General features: G+C 68.0%; 20 protein-coding genes. 12 read left to right on the top strand and 8 right to left on the bottom strand.

The features are described 5' to 3' along the window. Positions 1 to 25 precede the first annotated feature (25 nt). Complete coding sequence (gene ilvB / locus LG388_RS21415; protein WP_225784603.1) at positions 26 to 1,834, bottom strand: biosynthetic-type acetolactate synthase large subunit; 1,809 nt, start codon at positions 1,832 to 1,834, stop codon at positions 26 to 28. Between the two features lie 90 nt (positions 1,835 to 1,924). Between ilvB and LG388_RS21410 the strand changes: the two genes are divergently transcribed. Beyond that, positions 1,925 to 2,389 (top strand): Lrp/AsnC family transcriptional regulator, encoded by a 465-nt coding sequence (locus tag LG388_RS21410; protein WP_225784602.1) that lies wholly within the window; start codon positions 1,925 to 1,927, stop codon positions 2,387 to 2,389. Positions 2,390 to 2,444: 55 nt separating this feature from the next. Here the strand turns inward: LG388_RS21410 and LG388_RS21405 are convergent, their stop codons facing one another. The 5 genes from LG388_RS21405 to LG388_RS21385 form a co-directional block, all read right to left on the bottom strand. Further along, positions 2,445 to 3,131: a nitroreductase gene (locus tag LG388_RS21405; RefSeq protein ID WP_225784601.1), complete on the bottom strand. Its 687-nt coding sequence runs from the start codon at positions 3,129 to 3,131 to the stop codon at positions 2,445 to 2,447. A 140-nt stretch (positions 3,132 to 3,271) separates the two neighbouring features. Beyond that, positions 3,272 to 3,730, bottom strand: coding sequence for a PA2169 family four-helix-bundle protein (locus LG388_RS21400; protein ID WP_225784600.1), 459 nt, complete (start codon positions 3,728 to 3,730; stop codon positions 3,272 to 3,274). Between the two features lie 232 nt (positions 3,731 to 3,962). Further along, on the bottom strand, positions 3,963 to 4,406 hold the full coding sequence (locus tag LG388_RS21395; protein ID WP_225784599.1) for an RNA-binding S4 domain-containing protein: 444 nt from the start codon (positions 4,404 to 4,406) through the stop codon (positions 3,963 to 3,965). Positions 4,407 to 4,458: 52 nt separating this feature from the next. Then, a complete protein-coding gene (locus LG388_RS21390) occupies positions 4,459 to 5,874 on the bottom strand; it encodes a sensor histidine kinase (RefSeq protein WP_225784598.1) in 1,416 nt (471 codons plus the stop codon). A 25-nt stretch (positions 5,875 to 5,899) separates the two neighbouring features. Next, positions 5,900 to 6,664 (bottom strand): response regulator, encoded by a 765-nt coding sequence (locus tag LG388_RS21385; RefSeq protein WP_225784597.1) that lies wholly within the window; start codon positions 6,662 to 6,664, stop codon positions 5,900 to 5,902. Between the two features lie 163 nt (positions 6,665 to 6,827). Here LG388_RS21385 and LG388_RS21380 point away from each other — a divergent pair, with 163 nt between their 5' ends. The 7 genes from LG388_RS21380 to LG388_RS21350 all read left to right on the top strand — a co-directional run bounded on the left by LG388_RS21380 (position 6,828) and on the right by LG388_RS21350 (position 17,532). Beyond that, positions 6,828 to 7,790, top strand: a complete 963-nt coding sequence (locus LG388_RS21380; protein WP_225784596.1) for a tripartite tricarboxylate transporter substrate binding protein — start codon at positions 6,828 to 6,830, stop codon at positions 7,788 to 7,790. Between the two features lie 179 nt (positions 7,791 to 7,969). After that, entirely contained in the window at positions 7,970 to 8,512 is a 543-nt protein-coding gene (locus LG388_RS21375; RefSeq protein WP_225784595.1) for a tripartite tricarboxylate transporter TctB family protein, read from the top strand. Between the two features lie 10 nt (positions 8,513 to 8,522). Continuing rightward, complete coding sequence (locus LG388_RS21370; protein WP_225784594.1) at positions 8,523 to 10,046, top strand: tripartite tricarboxylate transporter permease; 1,524 nt, start codon at positions 8,523 to 8,525, stop codon at positions 10,044 to 10,046. A gap of 221 nt (positions 10,047 to 10,267) precedes the next feature. Further along, on the top strand, positions 10,268 to 11,995 hold the full coding sequence (locus LG388_RS21365; protein WP_225784593.1) for a class I SAM-dependent DNA methyltransferase: 1,728 nt from the start codon (positions 10,268 to 10,270) through the stop codon (positions 11,993 to 11,995). Between the two features lie 16 nt (positions 11,996 to 12,011). Continuing rightward, positions 12,012 to 13,382, top strand: a complete 1,371-nt coding sequence (locus tag LG388_RS21360) for a restriction endonuclease subunit S (RefSeq protein WP_225784592.1) — start codon at positions 12,012 to 12,014, stop codon at positions 13,380 to 13,382. After that, a complete protein-coding gene (gene rhuM, locus LG388_RS21355) occupies positions 13,379 to 14,383 on the top strand; it encodes a virulence protein RhuM/Fic/DOC family protein (protein ID WP_225784591.1) in 1,005 nt (334 codons plus the stop codon). Before LG388_RS21360 ends, rhuM begins: the two co-directional genes overlap by 4 nt. Then, on the top strand, positions 14,380 to 17,532 hold the full coding sequence (locus tag LG388_RS21350) for a type I restriction endonuclease subunit R (RefSeq protein ID WP_225784590.1): 3,153 nt from the start codon (positions 14,380 to 14,382) through the stop codon (positions 17,530 to 17,532). Before rhuM ends, LG388_RS21350 begins: the two co-directional genes overlap by 4 nt. Before the next feature lie 14 nt (positions 17,533 to 17,546). Here LG388_RS21350 and LG388_RS21345 read toward each other — a convergent pair whose 3' ends face one another. Beyond that, positions 17,547 to 18,359, bottom strand: coding sequence for a PPK2 family polyphosphate kinase (locus tag LG388_RS21345; protein WP_225784589.1), 813 nt, complete (start codon positions 18,357 to 18,359; stop codon positions 17,547 to 17,549). Between the two features lie 62 nt (positions 18,360 to 18,421). After that, a complete protein-coding gene (locus LG388_RS21340) occupies positions 18,422 to 19,393 on the bottom strand; it encodes a LysR substrate-binding domain-containing protein (protein WP_225784588.1) in 972 nt (323 codons plus the stop codon). 90 nt (positions 19,394 to 19,483) lie between these two features. Between LG388_RS21340 and LG388_RS21335 the strand changes: the two genes are divergently transcribed. From LG388_RS21335 to LG388_RS21320, 4 genes are read left to right on the top strand one after another with little or no spacing between them, the layout of a single operon-like run. Next, positions 19,484 to 20,692 carry a CaiB/BaiF CoA-transferase family protein gene (locus tag LG388_RS21335; RefSeq protein WP_225784587.1) on the top strand — a complete coding sequence of 403 codons (1,209 nt, stop codon included), beginning with the start codon at positions 19,484 to 19,486 and terminating at the stop codon, positions 20,690 to 20,692. Between the two features lie 23 nt (positions 20,693 to 20,715). Continuing rightward, complete coding sequence (locus LG388_RS21330) at positions 20,716 to 21,987, top strand: DUF1254 domain-containing protein (protein ID WP_225784586.1); 1,272 nt, start codon at positions 20,716 to 20,718, stop codon at positions 21,985 to 21,987. A 34-nt stretch (positions 21,988 to 22,021) separates the two neighbouring features. Then, positions 22,022 to 22,999 (top strand): tripartite tricarboxylate transporter substrate binding protein, encoded by a 978-nt coding sequence (locus LG388_RS21325; protein ID WP_225784585.1) that lies wholly within the window; start codon positions 22,022 to 22,024, stop codon positions 22,997 to 22,999. Then, positions 22,996 to 24,756, top strand: a complete 1,761-nt coding sequence (locus LG388_RS21320; protein ID WP_225784584.1) for a carboxylesterase/lipase family protein — start codon at positions 22,996 to 22,998, stop codon at positions 24,754 to 24,756. Before LG388_RS21325 ends, LG388_RS21320 begins: the two co-directional genes overlap by 4 nt. The last annotated feature ends 23 nt before the right edge of the window (positions 24,757 to 24,779 follow it).

Genomic DNA, 24,779 nt, shown 5'->3' with positions numbered 1-24,779 from the left:
CGGCGCCGGAAGCGGGCGCCTGCGCTCAGGCTGCTTCGTCGGCTTCGTCGACGTACCACCGGTCCTTGCCCAGCATCACGCGGTGGTGGCCCGCGCCGGCCGGCATCATCGGGAAGCAGTTCTCCTGCGCCGCCACCTGCACGTCCAGGAAGAAGGGGCCGTCGTACGCCAGGCATTCGGCCAGCGCCGCATCGAGCTCGGCCGGATCGGACACGCGCCGCGCGCCCCAGCCGAAGGCCTTGGCCAGCGCCACGAAGTCGGGCAGCGCGGCGTTCCAGCTGTGCGAGAGGCGGTTGCCGTGGATCAGCTCCTGCCACTGCCGCACCATGCCCATGTAGCCGTTGTTGGACAGCACGAGCTTGACGGGCGTGGCGTGCTGCACGGCCGTGGACAGCTCCTGGATGTTCATGAGCACCGAGGCGTCGCCGCTCACGCAGACGCACAGCGCATCCGGGTGTGCCACCTGCGCGCCGATCGCGGCCGGCAGGCCGTAGCCCATGGTGCCGGCGCCGCCCGAAGTCAGCCAGCGGCGCGGCCGCTCGAAACGCAGGTACTGGGCGGCCCACATCTGGTGCTGGCCCACGTCGGTGGAGACGATGGCGTCGCGCCCGGCGATCTGCGCCTGCAGGCGGGCCATGAGCTGCTGCGGCAGGATGGCGTCCGGCGCGGGCGTGAAGTCCAGGCAGCGCTGGGCGCGCCAGCGCTCCACACGCTGCCACCAGGGTGCGAGCCGTGCCGGGTCCAGGCCCCGCAGTTCGGGCAGGGCCAGCAGCGCGTCGAGCACGGCGCCGCAATCGCCGACGATGGGCACGTCGACCTTCACGGTGCGGTGGATCGCGCTGGGGTCGATGTCGATGTGGATCTTGCGCGCATGCGGGCAGAACTCGTCGAGCTTGCCCGTCACGCGGTCGTCGAAGCGCGCGCCCACGTTGATGACGAGGTCGGCTTCGTGCATGGCCAGGTTGGCCTCCAGCGTGCCGTGCATGCCCAGCATGCCGACGAATTGCGGATCGGAGGCGGGGAACGCGCCCAGCCCCATCAGCGTGAGCGTGCAGGGGCCACCCACCTGGCGCACCAGCTGCGCGAAGGCGGCGCAGGCGGCCGGGCCCGCGTTGACGAGGCCGCCGCCGCCGTAGAACACGGGCCGGCGCGCGGTGGAGATCAGGTCGGCCGCGCGCTGCAGGCTGCCTGCGCGCGGCGGCGGCATCGGACCGCTCAGGGCCTCGCGCAAAGGCCGCGCCTGCACGGGCGCGCCCACCGGCGCGAGCTGAACGTCCTTGGGCACGTCCAGCAGCACCGGGCCCGGGCGGCCGCCGGCGGCCACGGCCAGGGCGCGGCGCACGGCATCGGCGACCTGGGCCGCGCTGCGCGGCTGGCAGTTCCACTTGGTCACGGGCCGCGACATGCCCAGCGCGTCGCTTTCCTGGAAGGCCTGGGTGCCGATCACGGCCGTGGCCACCTGGCCGCTGATGCACAGCACGGGCATGGAATCGCTCATCGCGTCCAGCAGGCCCGTGATGGTGTTGCCCACGCCGGGGCCGGAGGTGACCAGCACCACGCCGACCTTGCCCGTGCTGCGCGCATAGCCCTCGGCTGCGTGTACGGCCGCCTGCTCGTGGCGCACGAGGATGTGGCGCAGGCGCGGCTCGCCGTGCAGCGCGTCATACAGCGGCAGCGCGGCACCGCCGGGATAGCCGAACAGCGTGTCGACACCGCATTCGACCAGGGTGTCCAGCAAGGCCTGCGCGCCGTTGCGCACGGTGGGCGCCGCGGCAGCGCCCGGGTGGGGGGCGGGCGCCAGGGCGGCGGGAAAGAGGGCGGCGGAAGAGTTCATGCCTCAATTCTTCCGGCATTGGCGCAGAATTGGCTTCTGGAATTTCGATGTTCCGGCCTCTGATTCAGAAAAAAATTCGGAAAAACTAGCGTGAGCGAAAAAATCTTCGACAAGATCGACCTGGCCATCCTGCGCATCCTGCTGCAGGACGCCCGCCGAACCCTGCAGGACATCGGCGCCGAGGTGGGCCTGTCGCCCACGAGCTGCTGGAGCCGCATCAAGCGGCTCCAGGACGAGGGCGTGATCAGGCGCTATACGGTGGAGGTGGACCCCGCCCGCCTGGGCTACCAGGACCAGGTGATCGTGCAGCTCACGCTGGAAAGCCACACCGAGGACACGCTCTACGCCTTCGGCCAGGTGCTGGCCACCATCCCCGAGATCCTGGAGGCCTACCTGGTCTCGGGCGATTACGACTACTACATCCGCATCGCCGTGCGCGACACGCGCGACTACGAGCGGCTGCTGCGCGAGAAGCTCTACAAGATCCCGGGCATCCGGCACAGCCAATCGCATTTCGTGCTGCGAGTGCTGAAGGAGGCGAAGGTGCCGGTCTGAGCCCGGGCAGGGCGCGCAGCATGCGCCGGTGAAGGGCAGCGGCGCGGAGGAGGCCTCAGCAGCCGTGGAAACGCGCCCACGCGTCCAGCGGCGCGCGCTCGCTGCGCACGCCGTTGACCGGGTGTGCCGGGTCACGCCGGCCGATGGCCATGCCGCAGAAGATGACGCGGTCCGCGGGCCACTGCAGGAAGCCGGCCACGGTCTGGGGGTACAGCGCCCAGCATTCCTGGGCGCAGCTGTCCAGCCCGTGCTCGCGCAGCAGCAGCATCAGCGTCTGCAGGAACATGCCCAGGTCCGACCATTGCGGCGGGCCCATGCGCCGGTCCACCGAGCACATCAGCGCCAGCGGCGCGCCGAAGAAGTCGAAGTTGCGGGCGAACCAGCGCAGGCGGGCCGCCTTGTCCTCGCGCGGAATGCCCAGCCGCGCGTACATCGCCTCGCCGATGGCGAAGCGCCGCGTGCGCCAGGGCTCGGGCAGGGCCGGCGGATAGATGTCATAGGCCGGCGCTTCCGGCTGCGCACCGGGCGCCAGCCGCTCGCGCATGCGGGCGCGCAAGGCGGCGAGCGCGCCGCCCGCCAGCACGTCGATGTGCCAGGGCTGCAGATTGCCGCCCGAAGGCGCGCGCGCCGCCTGGGCCAGCAGGTCGCGGATCAGCGCCGGCGGCACCGGCTCGGGCAGGAAGGCGCGCACCGACAGGCGCGAGCGCACGGCGTCGGACACGCAGGAGGAGGGCGCGGTCATGGCGCCACTCTAAACCGCGAGGCCCCCGCGCGGCTGCAGCCTGCGCGACCCGGCGGCAGAGCTTGGGCACAAAAAAGCGCGCCGGCGGCGCGCTTGGGAGGGCGTGGCGGCCGAAGCCGCCCGCCCTTCACCCCCGGCGGTCAGCTGTGCGCGCGGGCTTCGTCGCGCAGCAGCTTGATCTGGTCATGGTTGTGCTGCGCGCCCTGGGCCTGGCGCTCCACCAGCGCGCGCACGTCGGCGGGCAGGTCTTCCTTCAGGGCCTTGCGGTAGCGGGCGATGGCGGCGTCCTCACCGCGCTCGGCCTCTTCCAGCATGGACACTTCGCTGTCGGCGCCCACGGCGCCCTTGACCTTGACCCAACCCCGGTGCAGGGCCCCGCTGGCCGTGCCGCCGTCGGCCGGCTTTCCGCCCTGGGCGCGCACCCATTGCGACAGCTCCTGCGCGGCCTGCGCGCATTGCACGGCGCGGTCCGAGAAAACCTGCTTGAGCCGCGCGTTCTGCACGCGCTCGGCCAGGGTGCGGAAGCCGTATTCGCCGTCGTGGGAGTTTTCGATCAGGTCGTTGAGAACGTCGATGACGTCGGAACGTAGTTCTGCCATGGGAGATCCTTTCGTTCTTGCGAACAGGGAAGTGGAACAACAACAGGCACCGGCCCTTGCAGCCGCTGCGCCGCCACCGCGGTGCAGCCCGCTGCGGTGCCGACATGCTGGTCCCATGCTGCGCAAGGCTCCGGCCGCGTGGCGTCGTCGGGGCTCGCGTGGGCCTGTAGTCCTGCCCGCACGGCGCCTGCGCGTGCCCATGCATCCGGCAACAGGCGGCGCACGCGCCGGCTCAGTCAGGCTCGCCGCGCAGGTCGTCGATGCTGGCGCTCCAGCGCTCGCCCCAGCCGGCCGGGGCGCCGCGGCGCGCGGTGTCCAGCTGGCGCCGGTCGCGCTTGGTGGGCCGGCCCTGCTCGATGCTCAGGGCCGGCTCGCGCGCCAGGCGCCGCTGTTCGCGCGCGGCGGCCTGCGCCGCCAGGCTTTCTGCCGTCTCTTCATAAAGCTGCTGCGCCACCGGCGCGGGGCCGCGCTGGGCGCTGAGGCCGCGCACGTTCACCGTGCGGGTGACGGGGCCCTGGCGCAGGGCCACCGTGTCGCCCACCTTCACTTCGCGCGCGGGTTTGGCCACGTCGCCGTTGACCTGCACCCGGTGCCTGCCGATTTCCTCCGCGGCGAGGGAGCGGGTCTTGTAGAAGCGGGCGGCCCACAGCCACTTGTCGATGCGCATGCGCTCCATGAAGGAAAGAGGTTCTCCGGTCCGGTCGTGAGAAAGGAATGTGGCGCCGCGCCTAGCTTCTTGCAAGGGGCAGCCGCACCTGCGCGTCCAGCCCCGGCATCTGGCGTGCCCGGTCGCGATTGTCCAACGCGATCTGGCCGCCCAGCGTGTGCACGATCTCGCGGCAGATGGCCAGCCCCAGGCCCGATCCGCGCGCGCTGTCGCCGGCCGCGAAGGGCGCGAACAGGCGCCGGCGCAACTCGGGCCCGATGCCGGGGCCTTCGTCGGCGATCGCCAGCTCGGCCACCTCGCCGAGCGCACGCACGCGCACGGTGAGCGCGCCCCCTTCGGGGCTGTGCTTGATGGCGTTGTGCAGCAGGTTGCGCGCCAGCTCCTGCAGCATCCACCGGTGGGCCTGCACGAAAGCCGGCTGCACGTCCAGCTCGAAGTCCAGCGCCTTGCCCGCGATGAGCGGGGACACGTCCAGCGCCACCTGGCGCACGGCTTCGGCCAGGTCCAGCCGCTCGAACTCGGGCACCTGGCGCAACTGCTCAATCTTGGCCAGCGACAGCATCTGGTTGGCCAGCACCGCCGCGCGGTCCACGGTGGTGGCGATCTCCGCCAGCGCCTGCTCGGGTGGCATGTCGCCGCGGCGCGCGGACTGCACCTGCACCTTGAGCACGGCCAGCGGCGTGCGCAGCTGGTGCGCCGAATCGCGCACGAAGCGCTTCTGGTGGTCCAGCAGGCCCTGCAGCCGGCCCATCAGCGCCGTCAGCGCCTGCACCACCGGTTGCAGCTCGCGCGGCAGGTCGGGGGCCTGCACGGGCGACAGGTCATCGGCGGCGCGCGTTCCCAGCGTCTGCCCCAGCGCCCGCACGGGCCGCGTGGCCCACTGCACCACGAAGACCACGGCCGCCGCCACCACGGCCAGCAGCAGCAGCTGGCGCCACAGCATGTCCAGCAGCAGGCGGCGCGCCAGGGTCTCGCGCAGCTCCAGCGTCTCGGCCACCTGCACCACGGCCATGCTGCGGCCGCGTTCGCTGGCCACGGGCTGCAGCAGCACGGCCACGCGCACCGGCAGGCCGCGAAACACGTCGTCGTAGAAATCCACCAGGGCGGAATAGGGCGGCCGGTCGGGGATGCTGCCGCGCCAGAAGGGCAGTTCGGCAAAGCCCGAGACCATTTCGCCGTCCAGGGCCGACACGCGGTAGTACATGCGGCTCTGGTTGTCGGCCTCGAAGGCTTCCAGCGCCGAGTAGGGCACCTTGGCCTGCAGCGAGGCCGCGCCGTCGTAGCCCTCGACGTCCAACTGCTCGCCGATGGTCTTGGCCGAAGCCAGCAGCGTGCGGTCGTAGGCGGTGGTCGCGGCGCCCAGGGCCTGGCGGTAGATGCTGATGCTGTTGAGCACGATGAACAGCACCACCGGCACCAGCAGGCCCAGCAACAGGCGAAAGCGCAGGGAGGTCGATGCGAACACGCGACGCTTCATCTCGAACCAGAGACGGCGAGGACGGTCAGGGCGCCCGAGGAACCGGCGCGGCCGGGCCGTCGGGAGCGCCTCCCTTGCCTGGCGCAGGGGAGAGCGGCGAGGCCGCCTGGGGGGTGCTTCTGAGCAGGTAGCCCAGGCCGCGCAGCGTGACCAGTTGCACGCCCGTGTCCTGCAACTTCTTGCGCAGGCGGTAGACCACGACCTCGATGGCCTCGTACTGCACGTCGGTCTGGCCCGGGAACACCAGTTCGAAGAGCCGTTCCTTGCTCACGGCATGGCCGGGCTTGGGCATCAGCGCGCGCAGCAGGGCCAGCTCGCGCGGCGTCAGTTCCATGGGCTGCCCGCGCAGGTAGATGGCGCCTTCGGGCTCCCCGTGCAGCGCGCCCACCTGCCAGTGCGCGGTTTCGGCGGGCGGCAGCCCCGCCTGCGCCGGGCTGCGCCGGCGCAGCGCGCGCAGCCGCGCTTCCAGCTCGTCCAGGTCGAAGGGCTTGGGCAGGTAGTCGTCGGCCCCGGCATTGAGGCCCATGATGCGGTCGCCCACCGTGCCGCGGGCCGTGAGCAGCAGAACCGGCGTGCGCAGGCCGGCGGCGCGCGCCTGGGCCAGCACCTGAAGGCCATCGAGGCCGGGCAGGCTCAGGTCCAGCGCCACCACCTCGGGCTCGTGCGCGCGCCACTGCTCGAGCGCGCGCAGGCCGTCGCCGCACACGCGCACGTCGATCTGGCGCCGCCCGAGGGTGCGCTGCAGTGTCATCTGCATGGTGGGATCGTCTTCGATCAGCAGCAGCTTCATCGTGTCTTGCGTGCGGGCCGGGCGCCTGGCTTGGTGTTAACCCCAAGCGGGCGGACAGCCAACTGACAGGCGGGGCGCGCATCATAGCCACGCGACAGGGCGCCGGTCAGGTGCTGGTCAGCCCGGCCTTCGTGCCTTCTTTCGAACCAACCAGGAGACCTTCATGCGTCGTGACACTTTCCTGAAATCGCTGGCCGCGCTGGCGGCCGCCGGCGCGCTGCCGCTGTCGGCACGCGCGGCCCCGCACGTCAAGATGCTCATTCCTGCCAACCCCGGCGGCGGCTGGGACATCACGGGGCGCGCGCTGGGCAAGGCCATGACCGACGCCAAGCTGGCCGACTCGGTGAGCTACGACAACAAGGGCGGCGCCGCCGGCGCCCTGGGCCTGGCGCAGTTCGTCAACGGCTCCAAGGGCGACCCGAATGCGCTGATGGTCATGGGCGCCGTGATGCTGGGCGGCATCATCACCGGCAAGCCGCCGGTGAACCTGACGCAGGCCACGCCCATCGCGCGCATCACCAGCGAATACAACGTGTTCGTGCTGCCTGCCAACTCGCCGTTCAAGACCATGGCCGACGTCGTCGCCCAGCTCAAGAAGGACCCGGGCAGCGTGAAGTGGGGCGGCGGTTCGCGCGGCGCTACCGAGCACATCGCCGCGGCCATGATCGCGCAGAAGGCCGGCGTGGACCCGGCCAAGATCAACTACGTCGCCTTCCGCGGCGGCGGCGAGGCCATCGCCGCCATCCTGGGCGGCAACGTGAGCATCGGCGGCAGCGGCATGAGCGAATTCGCGCCCTACATCGCCGACGGCAAGATGAAGGCCATCGCCGTCACTTCGGCCCAGCGCCTGGAAGGCAGCAACGTGCCCACGCTCAAGGAGCAGGGCATCGACGTGGAGATCGGCAACTGGCGCGGCGTGTACGGCGCGCCCGGCATCAGCGCCGACCAGCGCAAGGCGCTGACCGAGATGGTGCTGGCCGCCGTCAAGAGCCCGTCCTGGGCCGACGCCGTGAAGAAGAACGACTGGACGCCCGCCGTGCTGAGCGGCCCGGACTTCGACAAGTTCGTCGAGGCCGAATTCGCCAACCTGCGCGACGTGATGACCAAGGCGGGGATGGTCCAGTAACAGCGAACAACCCCCCAAGCCGCTTCGCGGCTCCCCCCTTCTGCTGCGCGAAGGGGGGCGCACCCAGAGGCCTGGCAAAGCCAGTTCCTCGGGTGCCCTGAGGGCTTCGCTGCGCTCGCCGGCTGGGATGCAAACCGGGCGAGGTGTGTTTCAGAGGCTCGATCACTCGAGGAACTCCCATGACAACAGATACATCGAGCGCGCCGGCGGGCGCCGCTGGGGGCAAAGGGCCGCAGACGCTGGTGGGCATCGCGGTCACGCTGACCGGCATCGGGCTGGGCATCGGCGCGCGCGGCATCTCGTCGGACGCGGGCTATGGCGGCGTCGGCCCCAACTTCATGCCCTGGCTGTGCGCGGTGGTGCTCACGCTGTGCGGGCTGTGGATCACCTGGGAAGCGCGCACCGGCGGCTTCCGCGAAATGGACGCCGAGGCCGGCCCGGCCGAGCCGCCGTACTGGAGCGGCTTCATCTGGGTCTGCGCCGGGCTGCTGCTCAACGCGGCGCTCATCACGCACCTGGGCTTCGTGTTCGGCTGCACGCTGTGCTACCTGCTCGCGGTGCAGGGCCTGCGCCGCTCGCAGGGCCAGCCGATCGCCAACAGCCCCGCTACCTGGGCCAAGGACCTGATCACCGGCCTGGTCATTTCCGCGCCCGTGTTCTGGATGTTCACCAAGTTCCTGGCCATCAACCTGCCGGGCCTGACCGGCAGCGGCTGGATCTGAAGGAGCTGCCGTGGACATCTTCAACGCATTGCTGCAGGGCTTCGCCCAGGCCATCACCGTCTCCAACCTGCTGTGGTGCCTGGTCGGCTGCGCGCTGGGCACCGCTGTGGGCGTGCTGCCCGGCATCGGCCCGGCTGTCGCCGTGGCCATGCTGCTGCCCATCACGGCCAAGGTGGACGTCACCGCGTCCATGATCTTCTTCGCCGGCATCTACTACGGTGCGATGTACGGGGGCTCCACCACCTCCATCCTGCTGAACACGCCGGGCGAGACCAGCTCCATGGTCACGGCCATGGAAGGCAACAAGATGGCCAAGAGCGGGCGCGCCGGCGCGGCGCTGGCCACCGCGGCCATCGGCTCCTTCTTCGCGGGCACCATCGCCACGGTGATCGTGACGCTGTTCGCCCCCAGCGTGGCCGAATTCGCGGTCAAGCTGGGCCCGCCCGAGTACTTCATGCTCATGGTGCTGGCCTTCACCACCGTGAGCGCGGTGCTGGGCAAGAGCACGCTGCGCGGCATGACGGCGCTGTTCATCGGCCTGGCCATCGGCTGCGTGGGCCTGGACCAGATCTCGGGCCAGGGCCGCTACATCGGCAACGTGCCCGAACTCATGGACGGCATCGACATCGTGCTGGTGGCCGTGGGCCTGTTCGCGGTGGCCGAGGTGATGCATGCCGTGCTGTTCGAAGGCCGCGTGCGCGAGACGCAGAACAAGCTCAGCCGCGTGCACATGACGGCGCGCGACTGGAAGCGCTCCATCCCGGCCTGGCTGCGCGGCACCGCCATCGGCACGCCCTTCGGCTGCATTCCGGCCGGCGGCACCGAGATCCCGACCTTCCTGAGCTACGCGACCGAGAAGAAGCTGGTGAAGGACCCGCAGGACAAGGCCGAGTTCGGCACCCGCGGGGCCATCGAAGGCGTGGCCGGCCCGGAGGCCGCCAACAACGCCACGGTGACGGCCGCCATGATCCCGCTGCTGACGCTGGGCATCCCGACCAGCAACACCACGGCCGTGCTGCTGGGCGCCTTCCAGAACTACGGCATCCAGCCGGGGCCGCAGCTGTTCACCACCAGCGCGGCGCTGGTGTGGGCGCTGATCGCCTCGCTCTACATCGGCAACGTGATGCTGCTGGTGCTGAACCTGCCGATGGTGGGCCTGTGGGTCAAGCTGCTCAAGATACCCAAGCCGCAGCTGTACGCGGGCATCCTGATCTTCGCGACCGTGGGCGCCTACGGCATGCGCCAGAGCACCTTCGACCTGTACCTGCTGCTGGCCATCGGCATCCTGGGCGTGGTGATGCGGCGCTTCGACTTTCCGACCGCCCCGGTCGTGGTGGGCATGATCCTCGGGCCGCTGGCCGAGGCGCAGCTGCGCAATGCCGTGTCCATCGGCGAGGGCAGCGCGATGGTCTTCCTGCAGCGCCCCATGTCGCTGTTCCTGATCGTCGTGGTGCTGGCCGTGCTGATCCTGCCGCGCCTGTTCAAGCACCTGTCGCAGCGCAAGCTCAGGCGGCTGGAGCAGCTGGATGCGTAGGCTGCCGTAGCGTTGGCACCTGCCCCTTGAAGCCCGGCCTTGGCCGGGCTTTCTTTTTTGCTTCAATGCCCAAGCTGCCAAGACGCGGCCACGACCGTAACCACAACGTGGTGGCGGCCGTTACAGTCAGGTACATAACTCCCTTGCGGCGCTTGTCATGCCACCAGGCATTGCGCCGAGCCTTGAACTTCTTTGTACTTTTTTCTAACTGAACTTTCCGCATGAGACCTATTGAGCAGCAGTTCTTCAACGACCTGGAAAAGAAACTCTGGACCGCCGCCGACAGGCTGCGCTCCAACCTCGACGCCGCTGTTTACAAGCACGTCGTGCTCGGGCTGATCTTCCTCAAGTACGTCTCCGACGCCTTCGAGGAACGCCAGCGCGAGCTGCGCGAACAGTTCACCAACCCGGATCATGACTACTACATGGACCCGGACGAATACGGCGGCGCAGGCACCCAGGAATACGAAGAAAACATCGCCGCCGAACTGGAAGTACGTGACTACTACACCGAGAAAAACGTGTTCTGGGTGCCGTTGGAAGCCCGTTGGCAGACCCTGCGCGACTGCGCGCAACTGCCGCCTAAGGCCGCGCTGCCGTGGAACAAGCCGGGCAAGGACGAGCCGGAGGAAATGCGCTCGGTCGGCTGGCTGATCGACAACGCCATGGAAGCCGTCGAGCGCGAGAACGCCCGCCTGAAGAACGTGCTCAACAAGGACTTCGCCCGCGTGCAGCTCGATTCCAGCAAGCTGGCCGGGCTGATCAGCCACTTCTCGGATACCGACTTCGCTGCCCGCGAATACAAGGGGCAGCCGCTGGACCTGAAATCCAAGGACATCCTCGGCCACGTCTACGAATACTTCCTCGGCCAGTTCGCCCTGGCCGAAGGCAAGAAGGGCGGCCAGTACTACACGCCCAAGAGCATCGTCACCCTGATCGTGGAAATGCTCCAGCCATTCAAGGGCCGCGTGTATGACCCAGCCATGGGCTCCGGCGGCTTCTTCGTGCAGAGCGAGGAGTTCATCGAGCAGCACGGTGGCAAGGCCGCCAATGGCCAAGGCAAAAAAGCCACCGGGCAGATCAGCGTCTACGGGCAGGAGAGCAACCCCACCACCTGGCGGCTGGCCGCGATGAACATGGCCATTCGCGGCATCGACTTCAACTTCGGCACCGGCCCGGCCGACACCCTGCTGGGCGACCTGCACCCGGACCTGCGCGCCGATTTCGTCATGGCCAACCCGCCCTTCAACATGAAGGAATGGTGGAACGAAAAGCTGGCCAACGACCCGCGCTGGATCGCCGGCACGCCGCCGCAGGGCAACGCCAACTTCGCCTGGCTGCAACACATGCTCTGGCACCTGGCCCCCACCGGCAGCATGGCGCTGCTGCTGGCCAATGGCTCCATGAGTTCCAACACCAACAACGAGGGCGAAATCCGCAAACGGCTGGTCGAGGACGACTACGTGGAATGCATGGTCGCGCTGCCCGGCCAATTGTTCACCAACACCCAGATCCCGGCCTGCATCTGGTTCCTGACCCGCGACAAGCAGAACGGCTTCGCGCTGGACAAGAAAAAGCGCGACCGGCGCGGCGAATTCCTGTTCATCGACGCCCGTCAGATGGGCTACATGAAAGACCGCGTGCTGCGCGACTTCACCGCCGAGGACATCCAGAAAATCGCCGATACCTTCCATGCCTGGCAGCAGGGCGAAGGGTACGAAGATGTGCCCGGCTTCTGCCATTCCGCCAAGCTGGAAGGCGTGCGCAAACATGAACATGTGCTGACGCCAGGCCGCTATGTAGGTGCAGCAGAGCAGGAAGACGACGGCGAACCCTTTGCCGAGAAGATGCAGCGGCTGACGGCACAACTGGCGGAGCAGTTTGTGGAGAGTGCGAAGCTGGAAGCGGAGATCAAGAAGAATTTGGCGGGGCTGGGATATGGCGTCTAAATCGCTGGAGCAACTAATGCTCTACGCCATTGGTGGCGGATGGGGAGATGAGCAACCCGGAGCGGGAAAAGTACGCGTTGCGGTGATTCGCGGAACAGACATACCAAAGTTGAGGGGTGGTGATCACTCCTCTGTACCATTTCGCTATGAGTCCGAGTCGAAGGTCAGAAGCCGTCTCCTACAAGTTGGGGATATCGTTATAGAAGTATCAGGCGGTAGTGCGGCAAGTAAGCAACATACGGGAAGAGCACTTCTTGTAACTGCTGAGATTCTACAGAGCCTAGGTGGTGAAGTAATACCTGCAAGCTTTTGCCGCTTGTTAAGGCTTGACGCCCAGCAGGTCCATCCCGGATTTATGGTCCGACAAATTGACTGGTTTCACCAGTCCGGAGAAATAGCTGAGTTCGAGAACCAATCGACTGGCATTGCAAATTTCCAGTTCAATAGGTTTGTCGAAGAAGTTCACCCAGTAATTAAAGAGCTTGATGCACAGGCTGCTATTGCCGACTACATTTCCTCTTTTGATTGTCTGATCTCTCTCAACCGCCGCATCAACCAAACCCTCGAAGCCATGGCGCAAGCCATCTTCAAGTCCTGGTTTGTCGATTTCGACCCGGTCAAGGCCAAGATCGCCGCCATCGAACAAGGCGAAGATCCGCTGCGCGCCGCCATGCGCGCCATCAGCGGCAAGACTGACGCCGAACTCGACCAGATGCCCCGCGAGCATCACAACCAACTCGCCGCCACCGCCGCGCTGTTTCCCGATGCAATGGAAGAGTCGGAATTGGGGGAAATTCCGAAGGGGTGGACCATTAAATCAGTTTCTGATTTGACACGGTTTGCAACTGGAAAGATTGAAGTATCTTCCCTGACCGTTGATAACTACATCTCCACAGAAAATATGCTTGAGCAACGGAGGGGCATAAGTCGCGCGACTTCTCTCCCGGCAGTCGCTACCGTGCCAACCTTCAACAGTGGACACGTTTTGATTTCTAACATTAGGCCATATTTCAAAAAGATATGGTTGGCACGTTTTGACGGAGGACGATCAAATGATGTGCTTTGTTTTGAAACGAAAGAAAAAGGCTGCCAAGAATTTCTGTACAACCTGCTCTATCAGGATGATTTCTTTGAGTTCATGATGCGCACATCCAAAGGCGCAAAAATGCCAAGGGGGGACAAGGATGCAATCGCTGGCTGGAAATTTCCTTGCGCATCCTTGGAGTTGAGGCACGCCTTCTCGGAAAAGGTGCGCACCTTTTACTCGTTCATCGAGAATCTCAATCTGGAATCGCAACAGCTATCCCAACTCCGCGACACCCTCCTCCCCAAACTCCTCTCCGGTGAGCTGTCGGTGGCCGCGTCAGATGCGAAGAGCCAAGCATGAGCCAACTCATCATCTTTGAACAAGGTAATCAGCCGGTGGAAGTGCGGCTGGAAGGTGAGACGGTGTGGCTGACGCAGCGCCAGATGGGCGAGGCCTTCGGCACCACGCCAGAGAACGTGCTGATGCACTTGAAGCGCATCTATGCCGAGGGTGAACTGGAAGAGGCGGCAACTGCTAAGGATTTCTTAGCAGTTCGCCAGGAAGGTGCCCGTCAGGTTCGGCGGCGGCTCAAGCACTACAACCTAGATGCCATCGTCTCCGTGGGCTACCGCGTCAGTTCAGCGCGGGCCACGCGGTTCCGCCAATGGGCCACCGGCGTGCTGCGCCAGCATCTGGTCGAGGGCTACACGCTGAACCAGCGCCGTTTGGCCGAGCGCGGCATCGAGTTCGAGCAGGCGGTGAGCCTGCTTGCGCGCACGCTGACCAACCAGCAACTGGTTTCGGACGAAGGCCGGGCGGTGTTGCAGGTGATTGGCGACTACGCCCGCAGCTGGAGCCTGCTGCAAGGCTATGACGAGCAGAGCCTGGGCGAGTTGAACACCCGCCAGCAGGACATGCGCGGGTTGGCACTGGAAGATGCCTTGGCGGCGATGGCGCACCTGAAGGCGGAGCTGATCGCCAAGGGGGAAGCCACGGAACTGTTCGGGCAGTTGCGCGGCGACGGGCTGGCCTCCGCCATTGCCACCATCGAGCAAGGGTTCGGCGACGAGTGGTTCTACCCCAACGTGGCCAGCCGGGCCGCGCATCTGCTGTATTTCGTCATCAAGAACCATCCGCTGGCCGATGGCAACAAGCGCACCGGCTCGTTCCTGTTCCTGTGGTATTTGCGGCTGAACCAGCATCTGCTGGCGCGGCCGGTGGAGCAGCTCATCAATGACAACACGCTGGTGGCGCTGGCGCTGCTGGTGGCCGAAAGCCTGCCCGAGCAGAAGGCGCTGATGGTGCGGCTGATCGAGCACTTCGTGCTGTTGAAAGGCGATACGGACGACCAGACGACATGAGCATCACCGAACAGCAACTCGAAGACGCCGCCATTGGCTGGTTTGGCGAACTGGGCTGGCAGTACGCCAACGGCCCGGACATTGCACCGGACAGCGATGCTCCTGCACGCTCCGACTACCGCCAGGTGGTGCTGGGCGAGCGCCTGCTGGCGGCGTTGGCGCGCATCAACCCGCACATCCCCGTCGCGGCGATGGAACAAGCCGCGCATGAGTTGCTGACGGTGAGCGAGCCGCTGCTGATCGCCCGCAACCGCCGCGTGCATCGGCTGCTGCTGGCAGGCATTTCGGTCGAGTTTGCCGTTGGCGATGAGAAGCGCAGCGACCTGGTCAACCTGATCGACTTTGCCAACCCGCGCAACAACGACTTCCTGCTGGTCAGCCAGTTCACCGTGACCGGCACCAAGCAGCCTCGCCGTCCGGATTTGGTGGCCTTCGTCAACGGCCTGCCGCTGGCGGTGATCGAGCTGAAGAACCCGGCCAACGAGCAGACCGACATCTGGGATGCCTTCAACCAGATTCAGACCTACAAGGACGAAATCAGCGACCTGTTCAACACCAACGTGGCGGTGGTGATCAGTGACGGTTCTAACGCCAGGATCGGTTCGCTCACGGCCAATCAAGAGCGCATGATGCGCTGGCGGGCGATTGCCAATGAGGATGACCGCCCGCGGCTGGAATTCGAGCTGGAAACGCTGGTGCGCGGCTTCTTCGAGCCTGCGCTGTTTCTCGACTATGTGCGCCACTTCGTGCTGTTCGAGCAGGACGCCGACCAGATCATCAAGAAGATCGCCGGCTATCACCAGTTCCATGCCGTCCGTGAGGCGGTCAAGGCCACGGTGATCGCCGCCAGCAACCCGAACAAGGGTCTGCTGGAAGTGCAGGAGCCGCGTGCCACCTACGGCAAGGAAGTGCAGCCCGGCAGCCGCAAGGCCGGCGTGGTGTGGCACACGCAGGGTTCGGGCAAGAGCATCACCATGGCCTGCTACGCGGGCAAGCTGTTGCAGCAGCCGGAGATGAAAAACCCCACGCTGGTGGTGGTGACCGACCGCAACGACCTGGACGGGCAGTTGTTCGGCACCTTCTGCGCCGCCGAAGACCTGCTCCGGCAGACGCCAGTGCAGGCCGGCAGCCGCGAAGAACTGCGCGAAATGCTGGCCTCGCGCGAGGCGGGCGGCATCATCTTCACCACGGTGCAGAAGTTCGCCTTGCTGGACGACGAAGAACAGCACCCGCTGCTGTCGGATCGCAGCAATATCGTGGTGATTTCAGACGAGGCGCACCGCAGCCAGTACGGCATGAAAGGGCGCCTGGATACCAAGACCGGCAAGTACGTATTTGGCTACGCCAAGCACATGCGCGATGCGCTGGCCAACGCCACCTTCATCGGCTTCACCGGAACCCCCATCGCCCTGGAAGACAAAGACACGAGGGCAGTGTTCGGCGATTACGTCAGCATCTACGACATTCAGGACGCGGTGGACGATGGCGCCACGGTACCGATCTTCTACGAAAGCCGCCTGGCCAAGCTGGACGTGAACCAGGCCGAGATCGACGCACTCAATGCCCAGGTAGATGAGGTCATCGAGGACGAGGAAGACATCACCGCCCGCGAAAAGACCAAGAGCGATTGGGCTGCGCTGACCAAGCTGGTCGGCGCGCAGCCCCGTCTGGAACAGGTGGCTGCCGACTTGGTGCAGCACTTCGAGACGCGCACGGCCACGCTGGAAGGCAAGGCGATGATCGTCTGCATGAGCCGTGATATCTGCGCCGAGCTGTACAACGCCATTGTCGCCCTGCGCCCGGACTGGCACGACGCCGACCCGGAAAAGGGCGCGATCAAGGTGGTGATGACCGGCTCGGCAGCGGACAAGCCCTTGCTGCAGCCGCACCTGTACAGCCAACAGGTGAAGAAGCGCCTGGAGAAGCGCTTCAAGGACCCGGCGGACCCGTTGAAGCTGGTGATCGTGCGCGACATGTGGCTGACCGGATTCGACGCACCCTGCTGCCACACCATGTATGTGGACAAGCCCATGAAGGGCCACAACCTGATGCAGGCCATTGCCCGCGTCAACCGGGTGTTCCGCAACAAGCCAGGCGGATTGGTGGTGGATTACATCGGCATCGCCAACGAACTGAAGGCGGCACTCAAGACCTACACCGAATCCAAGGGCAAGGGTGACCCGGCGCACAACGCGGCCGAGGCCCTGGCTGTGCTGCTGGAAAAGCTGGACATCGTGCGCGGGCTGATGCACGGTTTCGATTACAGCGGGTTCGAGACCGATGCGATGAAGCTGCTGGTGCCGGTGGCCAACCACATCCTGGGGCTGAAGGACGGCAAGCAACGCTTCCTCGATGCCATGCTGGCTGTGAGCAAGGCTTTTTCCCTGTGCAGCACGCTGGATGAAGCTGCGGCCTTGCGCACGGAGATTGCCTTCTTCGCTGCCGTCAAGGCCGCTATCGTCAAGTTCACCACCGTGGATCGCAAGCGTTCCGACGCGGACAAGAACAGCGCGCTCAAGCAGATTCTGGACAACGCCATCGTGGCCGACGGCGTGGCGGACATCTTCGCCCTGGCGGGCCTGGACAAGCCCAACATCGGCCTGCTCTCGGAAGAATTCCTTGAAGACGTGCGCAACATGCCGAGCCGCAATCTCGCGGTGGAATTGCTGGAAAAGCTGTTGCGTGACGAGATCAAGGCGCGGGCGCGCAATAACGTGGTGCAGGAGAAGAAATACGGCGACCGCCTGCTGGAAACCCTGCGCAAGTACCACAACCGGGCGGTGGAAACGGCGCAGGTCATCGAGGAGCTGATCCAGATGGCCAAGGACTTCCAGGCGGCGCTGGCACGTGAAGCCGCGCTGGGGCTGAATCCGGACGAGATCGCTTTCTACGATGCACTGGCCAACAACGAAAGTGCGGTGCGCGAACTGGGTGACGACACGCTGAAGAAGATCGCCGTCGAGATCACCGAGAAACTGCGGGCCAGCACCACGGTGGATTGGCAGGTGCGCGAGAGCGTGCGCGCCAGGCTGCGCATTCTGGTGCGGCGCACGCTGAAGAAGTGGAAGTACCCACCAGTGGGGGAGGATGCCGCCATCGAGCTGGTGCTCAAGCAGGCCGAATCACTGTCGAACGCCTGGTCGAAGTGATGGCCGCATGACCCTCACTCCACCTTCAGCCCCTTGAGCTTCGGATCGCCCACCGGCGTGGCGATCTTCATGCCCTTGAGCGTCTGGATCAGCAACTGCGCCACCATCAGGTTGCGGTGCCGCTTGCTGTCGGCCGGGATGACGTGCCAGGGCGCATGCGCGGTGGAGGTGGCCGGCAGCAGCTTCTCGTACGCGCGCTGGTAGTCGCCCCATTTCCTGCGCGCGTCGATGTCGCCCAGCGCGAACTTCCATTGCTTGTCCGGCTCGTCGATGCGCGCCTGCAGGCGCTTGCGCTGCTCGTCCTTGCTGATGTGCAGCATGCACTTGACGATCACCGTGCCGGTCTCGGTCAGCAGCCGCTCGAAGTCGTTGATCTGCGCATAGCGGCGCTGCGTTTCATCCTGGTCGATCCAGCCCTCGACCACCGGCACCAGCACGTCTTCGTAGTGGCTGCGGTTCCAGACCATGATCTCGCCCGTGCGCGGCACCACGGCATGGCAGCGCCACAGGTAGTCCCGCGCGCGCTCGTCCTCGCTGGGCGCCTTGAAGGCCGACACCCGCACGCCCAGCGGCGAGGTGCGCGAGAACACCCAGCGGATCGTGCCGTCCTTGCCGCTGGTGTCCATGCCCTGCAGCACGAGCAGCAGCTTGCGCCGGTTCTCGGCATGCAGCAGGTTCTGCAGCTCGTCGAGCTGCTGCGCCAGGGTGTCGAGCAAGGCGATCTGCTCCTCCTTGCTGCCTTCGGCAAAAGGCTTGGCGCCGGGGTCGATGCTGGCAAGGCTGAAGGCGCGGTCGGGGTCCACGCGGAAGCGGCGGAGGTCGGGCATGGCGCAAGAGGGAAGTGAGCGGAGGTCGGGCCATTCTCCGTGCAATGCCGGCCGGCCTCCGCTCACGTTCCGCGGCGCGGGGCTGCGAGGCGCGCGGCGGCGGCCCTCACCGCGTCGGCGAAGGCCAGCAGCACCGGCGGGCGCTCCATGCCGTCGCGCCGGAAGAAGAGACCGAAGGAGGGCAGCGGCACCTTGGGCGCGATGTCGAGGCGGCGCACGCCGCCGCGCGCGATCTCGTCCATGGCGTGCTCCAGCCGCACGGCGCACAGCAGCGAGCGGTCCTGCCGCATCAGCGCGCCGATGGTGACGGACGAGATCGCCTCGATGACCGGCACCGGCGGCGTCGCGCCGTCGTTGAGGAAGGCGGTTGCAAAGGCCTGGCGCACCAGCGTGTCCTTGGGCGGCAGCACCCAGGGCGCGGCGCCGAGATCGCGCCAGCGCAAGCGTCGACGCCCCACGCCGGCGCCCTTGGGCGGCGCTGAAGCCAGCACGCAGAGTTCGTCCTGCAGCATTGCCACGGGCTCCAGCAGCGGCGTGATGTCGGCGGTGATGAGCTCGGGCGTCACCGCGCCATAGACGCAATCGAGCTCGCCGGCCAGCAGGCGCTGGATCAGCTCCTGCACCCGACCTTCGCGGATCTGCACCGCGGCGCCGGGCATGCGCTCGCGCAGCCGGGCGATGGCCGCAGGCACCGTGGCCGTGACGGACGGCGCGCCCAGGCGCAGCACGGCCTGCGCGCCTTGCTGCATCGCGCCCACGTCCTCGGTGGCGCGCGCCAGCTGGTTCAGCACCGCCCGGGCGTGGAACACCGCTCCGGCGCCCAGCGCGTTCGGCTGGATGCCCTGGTGGCTGCGTTCGAACAGCCGCGCGCCGAAGCAGGCCTCGATCTCGCCGAGCATCTTGCTGATGGCTGGCTGGCTCAGATGCAGTTGCGCGGAGGCGCTGCGCATGGTGCCGGCCTGGGCGAGCACGGCCAGCAATTCGAGGTGGCGCAGCCGAAGCTGGCGCACGAGGCGCCCGGTCGTGGGGTCCATGGAACTGTTCTCGCATCGATCACGGATCGTGATCACTCCCTCACGATTATCGAATTTTCAAGAATAGGCGGCCGGGATAAGGTCCTGTCCATGCATCTTCCGAACAAAGACAGAGCCCAACCGGCCGCGCCCCTGAAAGGCGTGCGCGTGCTGGACCTGGGCCAATACATCGCGGGCCCCGGCGCGGCGATGGTGCTGGCCGAGCTCGGTGCCCAGGTCATCAAGGTCGAACCTCTCACGGGCGACCAGGCCCGGCACATCGGCAGCTACGGCGAATCGATGATCCGCGCCTACAGCCGCGGCAAGCAGTCGATCGCGCTCGACCTCAAGAGCGAAGCCGGCCGCGGGATCGCCTGGCGGCTGATCGGCGAGAGCGACGTGCTGATCCAGAACCTGCGCCCGGGCGCGATCGAGGCGCTGGGCTTCGGGCCGGATGCGGTGCGCGAGCGCTTTCCCGCGCTCATCTACCTCTCGATCTCGGGCTTCGGCCACCGGGGCCCGTCCAGCGAGCGGCCCGGTTACGACATCGCCGCGCAGGCCGAGAGCGGCCTCATGTCCGTCACCGGCGAGCCGGACCGGCTGCCGCAGAAGGTGGGCGTGCCCATCATCGACGCTGCCGCGGCCCACCTCGGCGCGCAGGCCGTGCTGGCGGCCCTGTTCGGCCGCACCCGCACCGGCCGTGGCGAGACGCTGCGCACCTCCCTGCTCGAGGTGGCGATGCACCTGCAGGCCACGACCTGGTGCGATTACCTGGGCGGTGCGCCCGAGCCGGCGCGCATCGGCGACGGCCAGCCCAACAACGCGCCCGCCGCCGAGGTGCTGCCCACGCGCGACGGCCACATCGTGCTGTCGGCCTACGCAGAGGAGCACTGGGCCCGCTTCTGCCGCGTCGTGGGGCGCGAGGACCTGATCACCGACCCGCGTTTTCGCAGCAACGCGCTGCGCGTGCAACACCGCACCGAACTGCGGGCCGTGCTGCGCGACTGCCTGTCGGCCATGAGCAGCGAGGAATGCGTGGCGCTGCTCAGCCGCAACCAGATCGTGGTCGGTGCCGTGCGCAGCTACGCGCAGGTGCTGCAGAGCCCCGACGTGCAGGCCAGCGGCATGCTGGTCGACGCAGCGGCCGCCGACGGCACCCGCCACGCGGCGCTGGCCCTGCCCTACACCCTCGGCGACGCGCCGCGTGCCACGCCGCCGGCGGCGCCGGCCTGTGGCGCCGACACCGACGCCGTGCTCGCCGCGCTGGGCTTTGCCGCCGGCGAGATCGCCGAACTGCGCCACCAGGGCGCCGTGGCCTGACGCCCCCCAGCAACCGCACCCCGATGACACTCGACACCCGATCCGACCTTGCCACGGCGGCCGCCGAAGCCGCCGTGATCCAGACCCTGCCCCTGTTCGAGATGATGCGCATGCGCGCCGCCACCACGGCGCGCCGCCACCCGACCCTGGGCTTCGCATCCGGCGAGCCCGGATCGTCCTGGCGCTGGGTCAACCAGTTCACCCACACCCACCGCCGGCTGGGCCCGGACGACCGGGAGGTCGTGAGTCCGAACAACGACACGGTCTACAGCAACGCGTGGATCGACCTGTCCGAAGGCCCGGTGTTGATCGAGTCGCCCGACGTCGGCGATCGCTACTGGACGCTGGGCCTGCTCGACGCCTGGACCAACCCCTTCGCCTACGTCGGCCGGCGCACGACCGGCAACCGCCCGCAGCGCACGCTGGTCCACGGCCCGGGCTGGCGCGGCGAGGTACCGGCCGACGTGACGCACACCATCGCGGCGCCCGGCCACGACGTGTGGCTGATCGGCCGCTTCCTGGTCGACGACGACGGCCCCGATGCCGAGCGCGTGCGTTCGCTGCAGCAGGCCCTGCGCATGCGGCGCCTGGATGGCCGCGACGCCGCGATGCGGGTGGACACCGCCCTCGACGGCCGCGACACGCGCATCCCCTCCGCCCGGCTGTACCGCGCCACGGTCGACGCGGCGCTGCGCGGCAATCCGCCACCCGCGGGCGAGTCGCTCGACTGGCCACCCACGGAAGACGCCCTGGCCGAGGCCCTGCCCGCCGTGTACAAGCGGCTGCGCAACGCCGGCCAGCCCCACGACCTGGGGGGCGGCTGGGCCATCCCGGTGATGGTGCGCACGCACTGGGGCCATGATCACCTCACGCGGGCCCGCATCGCGCGCAACTTCATCGGCGCGCTGGGCGTGGACGAAGCGATGTACCCGACGGCAGAGGTGGACGTCGAGGGCCAGCCCCTGCATGGCTCGAAGTGCTACGAGCTGCGCTTCGCGCCGGGCCTCGGGCCGCGCGTGGACGCCTTCTGGTCCCTCACGATGTACCGGCGCAGCGACTGCCTGTTCGTTGCCAACCCGATCGACCGCTACTCGATCGGCGACCGCACCCCCGGCCTGCGCACCGAACCCGACGGCAGCCTCGTCATCCGGCTGCAGGCCGACGATCCCGGCCCGGGAATCAACTGGTTGCCCGCGCCGCCCGGCGATCTCTTCTACGTGGTGCTGCGGCTGTACCAGCCGCGAGCCGAGCACCTGGAACTGCGCTTCGACTACCCGCCGATCCGGCCGATCTGACGCACGATTTCAACAAGACGGAGACAGAAAGACCATGCACATGAACCGACGCCACCTGCTCGCCTCGGCCGCCGCCGGGCTGGCGCTGCCCTGGAGCCTGAACGCCACCGCGCAGGCCTGGCCCGCGCGGCCGATCCGCCTCGTGTCGCCTTATGGCGCCGGGGGTTCGAACGACATCCTCACGCGGGTGCTCGGCGACTTCCTTTCACGCCGGCTGGGCCAGAGCCTCGTGGTCGAGAACAAGGCCGGCGCCGGCACGCGCATCGCCAACGAGTACGTGGCCAAGTCCGCGCCCGACGGCTACACGCTGCTGCACGCGGCGGCGCCCATCGCCATCGGCGAGGCGCTGTACAAGGACCTGCCCTACGACGTGCACAAGAGCTTCACCGCGATCGGCAGCACGGCCATCGCGCCGCTGTTCCTGGTGGTCAACGCCCAGGCGCCGTACAAGACCCTGGCCGAATTCATCCAGCATGCGAAGACCGACCCGAAGGGCGCCACCTTCGGCTCGCCCGGCGCCGGCTCGGCCCCACACCTCACGGCCGAGCTGCTGCTGCGCGCCGCCGGCGCCAAGGGCATCGTGGTGCAGTACCGCGGCGACGCGCCGGCCTACACCGAGCTGCTGGCCGGCCGCATCGATGCCACGCTCACCGCGATCTCGACCGCGGTGCCGCACATCCAGGCCGGCAAGCTGCGCGTGCTGGGCGTGGCCAACGAGGAGCGCACGCCGCTGTATCCCGACGCCCCGACCCTGCGCGAACAGGGCCTGCCCACGGTCGTCGGCTACGGCTGGTACGGCATGCTGGCGCCGGCGGGGACGCCCGCGGATGTGGTGGCGCGCATCCACGCCGAATTGACGACTGCGCTGGCCGACGCGGACGTGCGGCGCAAGGCCGAGGCCGCCGGCCTGCAGCTGCGCGGCGGCACGCCCGCGGAGTTCAGCGCCTTCATCGCGAGCGAGACGCGCAAGTGGGCGCAGATCATCCAGGCCGCACAGATCACGGCGGAATGATGGGCACGCCGCATCGCAGGGGCCGCGCGTGGCCCGCCTTCGCCGCCGCGCTGCTCGCGCTGTGGCTCGCCGGCTGCGCGTCGCCCGATTCGGGCGAGCCAGCGATGCAGCGCCGCACCACCTCGGGCCCGGTGGTGGGCAGCGACGATTCGGCCGTGAACGGCACCTGGAGCTGGAAGGGCGTGCCGTACGCGCAGCCGCCGGTCGGCGCACTGCGCTGGCGCGCGCCGCGCGATCCGCAGCCCTGGAGCGCGGCGCGTCCGGCCCGCTCCTTCGCGCCGGCCTGCGTGCAGACCCAGCGCCTCTACGGCCCGGGCCTGAACAACCGCTACGACGAGACGGTGGGCAGCACGCTGGGCCGCACCGTGGGCGACGAGGACTGCCTGTACCTCAACATCTGGACCCCCGCCTCGCGCCCGGCCGCGCCGCGGCCGGTGATCGTGTTCGTGCACGGCGGCAGCAACATCACGGGCTACACCGCCGACCCGGTGTACGACGGCGCCGCGCTGGCGAAGCACGAGGATGCCGTGGTGGTCTCGGTCAACTACCGGCTGGGCATCTTCGGCTTCCTCGATGCGAAGGCACTCAAGACCGGTGGGCGCGAGGAAGACTCGGGCAACTTCGCGCTGCTGGACATCGTGAAGGCGCTCGAGTTCGTCGCCGCCAATGCGCCCGCCTTTGGCGGCGATCCGCAACGCGTGACGCTGATGGGCCAGTCGGCCGGTGCCGTCAATGTCTATGCGCTGCTCACCTCGCCGATGCTGGTGGCGCGCGGCCGGCCGCTGTTCCACCGCCTGGCCGCGCTCAGTGGCGGCCTGTCGACCGCGGCATCGCTGCCGCCCGGCGGCATTCCGGCGGTGCTGCCCGCCCCGGTTTGGGCGGCGCGCGGCGAAGCGCTGGTGCTGGAATCGCTGGTCGCGGGCCGGCAGGCCGCCGACGCCACGCAGGCCCGCCAGTGGGAGGCCGTTGCCGGCCCCGAGCGCACCGCGGCCTGGCTGCGCAGCCAGTCGCCCGACGCCCTGCTGCAGGTGGTGCGCACACGGCTCGCGGCGCGCGGCATGGCGGCCAGCAACCCGATCCCCGATGGCTGGGTGCTGGCGCAGGACCCGATCGCGGCCGTGCGCGCGGGCAAGTACCTGCGCATGCCGGTGCTGGCCGGCCACACGCGCGACGAGACCAAGCTGTTCCCGCAGCTCTTCGCCCTGAGTCCGGCGCTGGGCGGCACCAGTGGCCGCCTGCTCGACGACGGCGCCGTGTTCTCGCTCGCCGCGCGCTACGACCCCGAGGCGCCGCCGCAGACCGCGCTGGCGCAGTGGATCCCGCCGGCCTACCTGCCGGTCGACGCACCCGGCACCGGCTTCGACGCCCGCGCCCGCCAACTCGATGCGCTGTGGTTCTCCACCATCCGCGACGACATGCTCAATGCCCTGCGCACGCGGCAGGAGGCCGTCTGGGCCTACGAGTTCGAGTGGGACCGGCTGCCGCCGCCGCTGAACCAGATCTTCGGCGCCGCCCACACCTTCGATCTGCCCTTCGTCTTCGGCAACTTCGGCCCCTCGTTGTATTCGCGCTTCATGTTCACGCGTGCCAACGCGCCGGGGCGGCAGGCGCTGTCCCAGGCCATGATGCGCAGCCTCGGCGCCTTCGCACGGCGGGGCGACCCCAACGATGCCGGCCTGGGCGCGCGCTGGCCGGCGTGGCCCGGGCGCCTGGTCTTCGACGCCGACCTGCAGCGCACGGCGATCCGCGTGCGCTGAGCCGCGCCGCTCCACTCGGCTGG

It is taken from the genome of Xenophilus sp. Marseille-Q4582 (genome assembly GCF_916700565.1).
Taxonomy (GTDB): domain Bacteria; phylum Pseudomonadota; class Gammaproteobacteria; order Burkholderiales; family Burkholderiaceae_C; genus Xenophilus.
The sequence above is the reverse complement of the archived record's forward strand: the minus strand, read 5'-3'. Positions and strand labels throughout refer to the sequence as shown.

Excerpts from the sequence above, each read along its gene's own strand:
- LG388_RS21390 (WP_225784598.1), bottom strand. The coding sequence starts at position 5,874 with ATGAAGCGTCGCGTGTTCGCATCGACCTCCCTGCGCTTTCGCCTGTTG.
- LG388_RS21330 (WP_225784586.1), top strand. The coding sequence starts at position 20,716 with ATGACACTCGACACCCGATCCGACCTTGCCACGGCGGCCGCCGAAGCC.
- LG388_RS21400 (WP_225784600.1), bottom strand. The coding sequence starts at position 3,730 with ATGGCAGAACTACGTTCCGACGTCATCGACGTTCTCAACGACCTGATC.
- LG388_RS21385 (WP_225784597.1), bottom strand. The coding sequence starts at position 6,664 with ATGAAGCTGCTGCTGATCGAAGACGATCCCACCATGCAGATGACACTG.
- LG388_RS21405 (WP_225784601.1), bottom strand. The coding sequence starts at position 3,131 with ATGACCGCGCCCTCCTCCTGCGTGTCCGACGCCGTGCGCTCGCGCCTG.
- LG388_RS21340 (WP_225784588.1), bottom strand. The coding sequence starts at position 19,393 with ATGGACCCCACGACCGGGCGCCTCGTGCGCCAGCTTCGGCTGCGCCAC.
- ilvB (WP_225784603.1), bottom strand. The coding sequence starts at position 1,834 with ATGAACTCTTCCGCCGCCCTCTTTCCCGCCGCCCTGGCGCCCGCCCCC.
- LG388_RS21360 (WP_225784592.1), top strand. The coding sequence starts at position 12,012 with ATGCTCTACGCCATTGGTGGCGGATGGGGAGATGAGCAACCCGGAGCG.
- rhuM (WP_225784591.1), top strand. The coding sequence starts at position 13,379 with ATGAGCCAACTCATCATCTTTGAACAAGGTAATCAGCCGGTGGAAGTG.
- LG388_RS21320 (WP_225784584.1), top strand. The coding sequence starts at position 22,996 with ATGATGGGCACGCCGCATCGCAGGGGCCGCGCGTGGCCCGCCTTCGCC.
- LG388_RS21345 (WP_225784589.1), bottom strand. The coding sequence starts at position 18,359 with ATGCCCGACCTCCGCCGCTTCCGCGTGGACCCCGACCGCGCCTTCAGC.
- LG388_RS21380 (WP_225784596.1), top strand. The coding sequence starts at position 6,828 with ATGCGTCGTGACACTTTCCTGAAATCGCTGGCCGCGCTGGCGGCCGCC.
- LG388_RS21335 (WP_225784587.1), top strand. The coding sequence starts at position 19,484 with ATGCATCTTCCGAACAAAGACAGAGCCCAACCGGCCGCGCCCCTGAAA.
- LG388_RS21395 (WP_225784599.1), bottom strand. The coding sequence starts at position 4,406 with ATGGAGCGCATGCGCATCGACAAGTGGCTGTGGGCCGCCCGCTTCTAC.
- LG388_RS21365 (WP_225784593.1), top strand. The coding sequence starts at position 10,268 with ATGAGACCTATTGAGCAGCAGTTCTTCAACGACCTGGAAAAGAAACTC.
- LG388_RS21325 (WP_225784585.1), top strand. The coding sequence starts at position 22,022 with ATGCACATGAACCGACGCCACCTGCTCGCCTCGGCCGCCGCCGGGCTG.
- LG388_RS21375 (WP_225784595.1), top strand. The coding sequence starts at position 7,970 with ATGACAACAGATACATCGAGCGCGCCGGCGGGCGCCGCTGGGGGCAAA.
- LG388_RS21350 (WP_225784590.1), top strand. The coding sequence starts at position 14,380 with ATGAGCATCACCGAACAGCAACTCGAAGACGCCGCCATTGGCTGGTTT.